This window comes from Bacillota bacterium, from assembly GCA_013314855.1.
GTDB lineage: Bacteria > Bacillota > Clostridia > Acetivibrionales > DUMC01 > Ch48.
In genome coordinates, this window is the sequence record JABUEW010000159.1 from 1 (window position 1) to 7,753 (window position 7,753).

The 7,753-nt window shown below is 40.1% G+C and carries 4 protein-coding genes and 1 pseudogene; all 5 read right to left on the reverse strand.

The window, feature by feature from the left end; genetic code table 11:
- On the reverse strand, positions 1–118 hold a 118-nt coding region (locus HPY74_18570; protein NSW92622.1), incomplete at its 3' end, for a pseudouridine synthase.
- A gap of 32 nt (positions 119–150) precedes the next feature.
- A pseudogene (locus tag HPY74_18575) lies at positions 151–273 on the reverse strand (transposase).
- Positions 274–288: 15 nt separating this feature from the next.
- Entirely contained in the window at positions 289–3,087 is a 2,799-nt protein-coding gene (locus tag HPY74_18580) for a DEAD/DEAH box helicase family protein (protein NSW92623.1), read from the reverse strand.
- A 1-nt stretch (position 3,088) separates the two neighbouring features.
- A complete protein-coding gene (locus tag HPY74_18585) occupies positions 3,089–5,608 on the reverse strand; it encodes a site-specific DNA-methyltransferase (protein NSW92624.1) in 2,520 nt (839 codons plus the stop codon).
- A 365-nt stretch (positions 5,609–5,973) separates the two neighbouring features.
- Positions 5,974–7,602: a hypothetical protein gene (locus HPY74_18590; GenBank protein ID NSW92625.1), complete on the reverse strand. Its 1,629-nt coding sequence runs from the start codon at positions 7,600–7,602 to the stop codon at positions 5,974–5,976.
- Positions 7,603–7,753: the final 151 nt, after the last annotated feature.

The window sequence follows — 7,753 nt, forward strand, 5'->3', positions numbered from 1 at the left end:
ATCCCATCCCGGTTACTGTTTTGCCGTTCACCTTTACCTTTCCCTCTTCTATAATCTCCTCGCATCTTCGGCGCGAAGCCACCCCGCACCTTGCCATGAATTTCTGCAGTCTCTCCACCGGCAGCCCGTTACGCAAAACTTATAAAACTTTTTAATGCTTTTTTCAAGTTTTATAATGTTGCTTGTTTTTACGTAACTCCTCCCTTCTTTGTTTCTTTCATATTTGTTTGATACTTTGCGCTGCAACCTACGCAATTTCTTTTCCAAGGTCTTATCTCAATGTAATCTCTAACAATACCTTGCAATAATCCCATCAATATCAGCTATATTATATGATACCTCACAGAACCATTCACCGAATGAACCATCCTGGTTAACTGCCAGAATCCACTCTTTCAGAGCTTTTCTCTTTTCCTTGTCACGACGGGTTTCTTGGCCTTTTGTTTCAAGTACAATCATTTTCCCATTAATAAGCTTTATTAAGAAGTCCGGCCGGTATTTATGTACCACACCGTCAAAAATATAGACAATCTCAAATCCAAGGTGGTCATTCTTAACCCATGCAGCTACATTCCCATTCTTTTCAAGTCTGTAAGCCTCGGCTGATTCCCAGCCGCTATCGTAGACGCAATGGCTTATATGAGACTTTTCGGTGACAGCACAAGGCTTGCTTGTGTACCAGATATTCATGTCACCGGTGCTGAGTATTTTTTTGTTAGTGTCGTAAATTGGCACAATTTTTTCCGTATATTCAAGCTTTATATAGCTCCATAAATGTTGAACAATCTTATTCATATTAAGGTTTATTATTATTTTCCTCCTCAATTCACCCATATTAAAAAGTGGAGGATTGATTATTATCTTATCTGACTTTAGAAATTGTTCAGCAAGAGAAATGACCTGTCCAAGCAATGCCAGCTTTGTACCTTCTTTTTGCCATGAAGACTGCATTTGCTCGTAAACAGATGCAGATGCCTCAAAAATCAACCTTTGCATCCGCAGCTCTTTATCAAGCTTCTCAAGGTCTATCTCGGTACATTTTGTCAGGTCGGTTTGTCCGTCGATTATTGGAGCAAGGTCTGCACGCAGACGATATTCTTCAGCATTAATCACAATGGCATCAACCTTATTTATATCAATAGTTAGTTTAGGCTTTAGTATCCTTTCTATACGCACAATATTTGGCCATTCGATTTGATATTGGATTTTCTCTTTCAACGGCTCAATCTGTGTTTTAGGAGGGGTATTCCCTCCTCCGCCGCCATCTTCACCTGATTCGTGTGGCAGGAAAGAAAAAGGTATTCCGAAAATATTTACATATTCAGCAGCAAAAAGACCTGTATTTTCGTCAACATCATAAGAGGTACGACGAAGTCCACGACCAACAACCTGCTCACAAAGCAATTGGCTAGAAAAGGCCCGCAATCCCATAATATGCGTAACGGTCTTTGCATCCCAACCCTCAGACAACATGCCGACTGCTATAACATTACGTATCTGTTCGCCTCGCCTGCCCCTTTGACCAACTGTATCAACGGTCTCCCGCAGAATAGCCGCCTGTTCCTTTTTACTGAGTTTCCTTACAGGCGTATCTTCATCGTCATTATCGGAATTATCAGGAATTTCTGATACATCTATTGCCTCGCTTTCAGCCATTTCTAAAACTTTGGAGTCAATATGAATTGTCAAATCCGGTTCGCATAGTTCGTCAATTTTTATCTTCTTATGGTCGAAGGCATATTTAATACGAGCTGCTGTTTCTGTTCTATTCACAACAGAAATCATCACAGGAGGAACCATAGCCCCCTGTTCTTTCCATGACTTATAAAGCTCAAGCCAGTCGAGACCAAGCAGTCGGTAAGCATTGCTAAGTAAATCGGGAAGCGGTTCCTCAGGCTGTGCCGCACGGTTTATGTCACTACAAATTTCCTCGGCTTTATACAGATGATAGAGCTTTGATTTAAATGTTTCGATATCAGGTGTGCCGTCGTCGCGGATTACGACCCTTGGGGTTTTAACAAGGCCTGATTCTATTGCATCATTGAGACCAAAATCACTTACAATCCATTCGAAGAGAGCTTCTTCGTCATTTTTTTTCCCGGAAGGTGCAAAAGGGGTAGCGGAAAAATCGTAACATGTATGAATTCCCCTGGTTTTGTGTATACGGTCAAGGCCGCCAATCCAAATAGTTGCCTCCTCTATATCGCTCTTTAAATCCTTGCTTACTTTAGTTTCAGGGTTGATACGCCAGGCATGATGCGCTTCATCATTGATAACAATAATATTTTGTGCATTAGCCATATCTCCTAATACCTCACGGGTGTAAGCTTCATCACTTTTTGCTCCGCGCTTGTCTACTCCCTTTTTCTTAGCAATCTTTTCCGGAGAATCCCATGCGAGGGAATGCCAATTGTCTATTCGAACATTACCTTGGCGAAGCTTGTCCCTGAGTGAAGAGGGAACAATATTAAACTGTAAATAGTAGTTATTTTCACCTGATACATTCAATACCTGCAAACGACTCTTAACAGTCAAACCAGGTGCGATAATAAATATATTTTTAGAAAATCGCTTGTCCTGCGGGTATGTAACCTTGTTAAGTATTTGCCAGGCATTGAGCATAGCCATAACGGTGGTTTTACCCGTGCCTGTTGCCATTTTTGAGCATATTCTCTTAAATAAACCACCGTCGCTTGGGATCTCAATACCTACCTTTTCCGCATCAGGGGCTTCTGTAAGCCATATGAGTGTTTCCATAGCATCTAACTGGCAGAAGAAAAACTGATAAATACGCTCATTCTTGTCATACCAGTGTTCAAGAAGTTTTTTCGTAATGCCGGTAACGCCAGGATATCCGCTCTCACGCCATGCTTTAACCCTTGGCCTTATTTTATTAACAAGCGGGAGTTCGATAAAAATTCCTATATCGTTATATTGGTTAGTGCCTTGTCCCGCTACAAAATAGCCCGCAGGCCGCCGCCCCGGTTCTTTAACAAAACTCTGAGTTTGAAGGTTATATTTCCAGTGATATTTGGGTTCCTCAAATGCAGAATTGATAATTAATTGGTCTATAGTACCCGTTGCCATATCAGTAGCCCCCTGCCTTGATTACTTTGAGACTTTCGATACCTCTGTCATCTATTATTTTAACAGCGATCTGTGTATTAAAATTAATAGTAAAGGGCAGTGATTCATTGCCCGCATATTTTTCTATCAGTTCTTGGTTGATTTCGGCCTTAAGAGTTTTAGCGAGTTTGTTCCAACCGTCACTTGCCCCTGAAAGCGGGAAGAAAACCTGTTTAGGTACAAGGTTCATGCCATTATAATCCGTATCAAGCATCCACATGGCAATTCTGTGTGTGTTACCGGATATGATTTCTCCCTTTTTGACATCGTAATAATCGAAGCCGTTTACACGCACCTTGTACTTCCCTTTGTCGGCGCCCCTGTCAATTTTTATAAGCTCAACATCAGGCTGGCCTACAAGCCAAAAACTTTGATTGCTTGCACGCTTCTTTTTTAGGTCTTCTGTTAGCAAGTCCGTATTCATCTGTACCTTAAGAAGCATTACGCCAGGCCATGCAGTTTCATCAATATCCTTTGCAGCTTCGGGGTCAAACTGGAATGCAGCAAAGATAATGATTTGTGGCTTTGGACGCAAGTTCTCTGCTTCGTCAAGGGCGAGACTGACCATACGGGAATCAAGGGGTCTTGTCTCGCCGCCAAAACATATGACAGCCCTGCGGGGTGTATCCTCCTTAGTCTCAGCTTCTGCCTGCAGATACTTTGTGCCTGAAAGGGTTTCAACGCGGGAAAACTCAATCTTCTGACCGTTTCTCCCTAATATCCCTGTTGCGTAAAGCTCATCCTTCCAGTCCGCCTGTTTTGCAGTTTCATCGTCATATCCACCAATTTCGTCAAGCGGTTTCACAACAGGCGAAGGGACAGCCTCAACAGTAAATGGACCTGTAACACGTATTTTAGTTTTATCAATCTCAGGCTGGTCATATAGTGTCTCTGTGGCAGGAGGCTCGTTGTTAGCAATTGATTTAAGAGTGATATGTGGGACTGTTTTGTAGACAAAGCCACTTCCTACTCCTTGTTCAGGGTGTGCGAGTCTATAGTAATCAAATGCTGCAGTCATAAGACGCTGCTTTGCAAGTGTAATAGCAACACGTGAAGTATCGCATGTAACCCACCTACGTCCCCATTGCTCAGCAACATAAGCGGTTGTTCCAGAACCACAGGTAATATCAAGCACAAGGTCACCTGGATCAGTAGTCATAAGGATACAACGTTGAACTACTTTAGTATTTGTCTGAACTATATATTGTTTTTTATCCCCAAACCCGCTTATTCCAACATCCACCCACATATTATTAATAGGTAACACTGGAAAATCATCAAGATAGCGTTTATAACGAATACTTCCGCCCAACACAAATAATCTATTTGCTTTTTTTAATAATTCTATTCCGGCTGGTCCTGTTTTCCAATGAGAATTTGCTGGACATTTAAACTGTTTGCCTTCAAATTCTATGCTTTCAGGTGGTGTAGAACTTGAACCTTGTGAAGCTAATCCCTGATGTGCAAAAATTCTACTATTCTTAGGTAATAAACTAGGCATATTTAACTCTTCATCGGTCATCGGCCTAACAGATAAGTCGGATAACTCAACCCAACAATACTGACCTTCATCTTTTGCTGGTCTTTTTGGGGTATAAAGCGCCCTATACTTTAACTTTTCTTTTGATTTCGAGTACCAAATTAAATAATCCGATATATTTGCAAGTGTTTTTGATGCAAAACCGCCGGTTTTGTTAAAACATATCAATGATACAAAATTACCTGTACCAAACACCTCATCCATTATATTACGAACCAAGTGCACATTTTCATCGCTAATCTGCACAAACACACTGCCACTTTCAGCAAGCAGTTCCCTTACTAAAAGCAGCCTGTCACGCAAGTATGTAAGGTACGAATGTATTCCAAGCTCCCAGGTATCCCTGAAAGCCTTAATCATTTCAGGCTCCTGGGTTAAGTCCTCATCCTTTCCATCCTTTACATCTCTCTTATTTACAAAGGGCTGGAAATTTGAGCCGTACTTAATTCCATAAGGCGGGTCTATATACACCATCTGCACCTGGCCGCCCATACCCTCTTTTTGGAGCAAGGAGTTCATAACGAGCAAACTATCTCCGGCAATAAGGCGGTTTGTCCAGTCAGTATCGTGTTTATAAAATTCAATGGTTTCCCTGCGGCGTTTCATAATATCGCCAGGTGTATCAAAAAAGGATATCTGGGGGTCTTCCGGTTTTTCGTTACGCACTGCGCTGATAATAGATAAAGGATTGATGGTCTCATGAATATGTAATGAAACAGTCGGTATTTCAAATGATGTACGCTCTGCTTTTCCGGCCCATTGGAGAGACGGGTCAATGTGAGGGTCGTACCGGTATGTAGCCTTTGATTCTGCAGCGGTGTCATACTGAGCATATCCTACCGGCGGATTGTTCAGTCTCTTTTTATCCTTATGGTCATATACGTCAATATCTCTTATTTTAGTGTTATCAACAGTATACTTTTTTTTGCGTCCTCTCGACATAAAAGAGCCTCCTTAATAGCCGGTTTAATTTGCCCTTCCATCGCACTATAAGGTAGCACGTGTAAGGACCTCACCTAAAATTTTGATAAAACCATACAATTTGTAAATCCATACCATAAGTCTATCATATAAAAAATTAGCGTTCAACTGCGCCCAAAATCGTATCCCTACCAAACTTAAATAGTTATGATAGCTTTATATGTTTACGCAAATTACCCTTAAAGGATTAAAGGCTCCGGGAATATCCCGGAACCTTCTTGTTCTATTCAATCTTAACCTCAAACCAGGCTATATAGTATCCATAATCCTATTCCACTCACACCACCTGAACTATGTCCTTTCCATCAAGGGCAGCCCATGAATCTTTATTCTTCAATATCTTTAAGATGCTTTTTTCCCTCCAAAACTTGCCATATAAACTTACATTCCTCTCCGCTAATTTTTGAATTTTTAGGTAAAGCATTATCCCACTCTTTACTTGTTGAACGTTCAATCCAATTAAAAATGTCATCGTTACTATCCTTCTGCACTTCCCACTGCTTTACTAGACCCTCCGCAATAAACCTGGGAATATTTAGCATACGCAAAGCAATAGCTTCCCGTGTTTTTACTCCGTGATAAATCATTGAGGGAACTAGATCTAGCTCTTCCCATATGTTATCATTAAGCCCTGTAAATGATACATGTTGTATTCCACGGATTCCCCATGGAATCAAATTGGATACAACAGAGTTAATATGTGATATACATTTATATACATCACCATTATACTCATTATTTGCAATATCAATTATTGATTCTCCATTAACCCAAGAGTTTGTTATTCTTGCAATACGTTCAACACTAAATTGCCCACTATCTTCTGTACCCAGACGAATTTCAGGAATTCTACTAAGCGTGTCTATTGCATTAATAAGGGTATCACTTTCTGCTCCAGTTTTGGGGAACAAGTTATCAGGAGACCACTCTTCTAATTTACTAACTTTATTTTCTTTCCAATCATGCCATATCAAATCAACAGATGGGCTACTAAAACCAGTTCCATCAGCCATTTTTGCATAAGCATGCAAAGCTTTTCCTTTTTTTCTTTCTAAATCATCAATATACAAACGCGCAATTCTTATTAGGTCTTCGGCTAACTCAGGGTTTTCACCTCTAGCTTGTTCGAAAACAAAACTAGCTCTCAAAACACCTTCTAAATCAGCCTTAACATTTGTTAATCCGTACATAGTTAGTGAATGAACTATATATTGCAGAAAAGCGGAAGCTGACTTTATATTTTCAATTATCTTTCTACTAAAGTAAATATTATCTCTATCTTTAAGACCCTTAATCAAATCAATCAATGCACTTGTAACAATATACGCATCTTTTGACAAATATTGTTTAATTTTATCTAGCTGCTCTTTTTCAGTATATGCAAATGTAACAATACCTAGAGTATCTTCAAATGTCCTCCCAACTCGTCCAGCAATATTCCAAAATTCCCAAGGTTGCATTTCTACAGTATCGAAATAACCTCCTCTCTTGGGAATTCGTCTTGTATGCCCCTCAATAACAGCAACTGATAGTGGAAAATTAACTCCTTGAGCCAGTGTTGTTGTTGCACAAAGAATTTTTACTTCCCCAATTTCAACTAATCTCTCAACAAAATATCTTGCTTCACTTGATAATCCTGAGTGGTGAAAGGCAACACCCTTCCTTAGCATTTTAACTAAAGTATGTTCGACACCAACCTCTGTTTCTAAGAAGCGGCAAATCAAGTCTAATGTCTTAGAATACTTTCTTTCCGGCATTTGCTTTGCAATCCAAGTTGCTCGTTCCTGTGCTTTTTGACGGTTTGACGCAAGCAGCAAGACTCCTCCACCTTTTGCTTTTGACCAACCTAATGCAGCATGTAAGCATAGCATTTCTTTGGAACTTATATCCCTATTATCAATAAACTCATAACATCCAATAGATAGTTTCTCTCCACCTGGATAGTCCGAATGCAAAGTATCCAAAGTCTCAAAAATAATATTTTATAATGATACCAAAAAACAAGACAGACAAAACGGCTAAAATAAGTTAGAATGAGACTATGGAAAAGAGAAGACATTTCACACCGGAAGAAAAAGCGAAAATAGTGATTGAGGTCTTGAGGGA

Bases quoted from the DNA above. Each gene is read 5' to 3' on its own strand.
- HPY74_18580 (NSW92623.1), bottom strand. From the start codon at position 3,087: ATGGCAACGGGTACTATAGACCAATTAATTATCAATTCTGCATTTGAG.
- HPY74_18585 (NSW92624.1), bottom strand. From the start codon at position 5,608: ATGTCGAGAGGACGCAAAAAAAAGTATACTGTTGATAACACTAAAATA.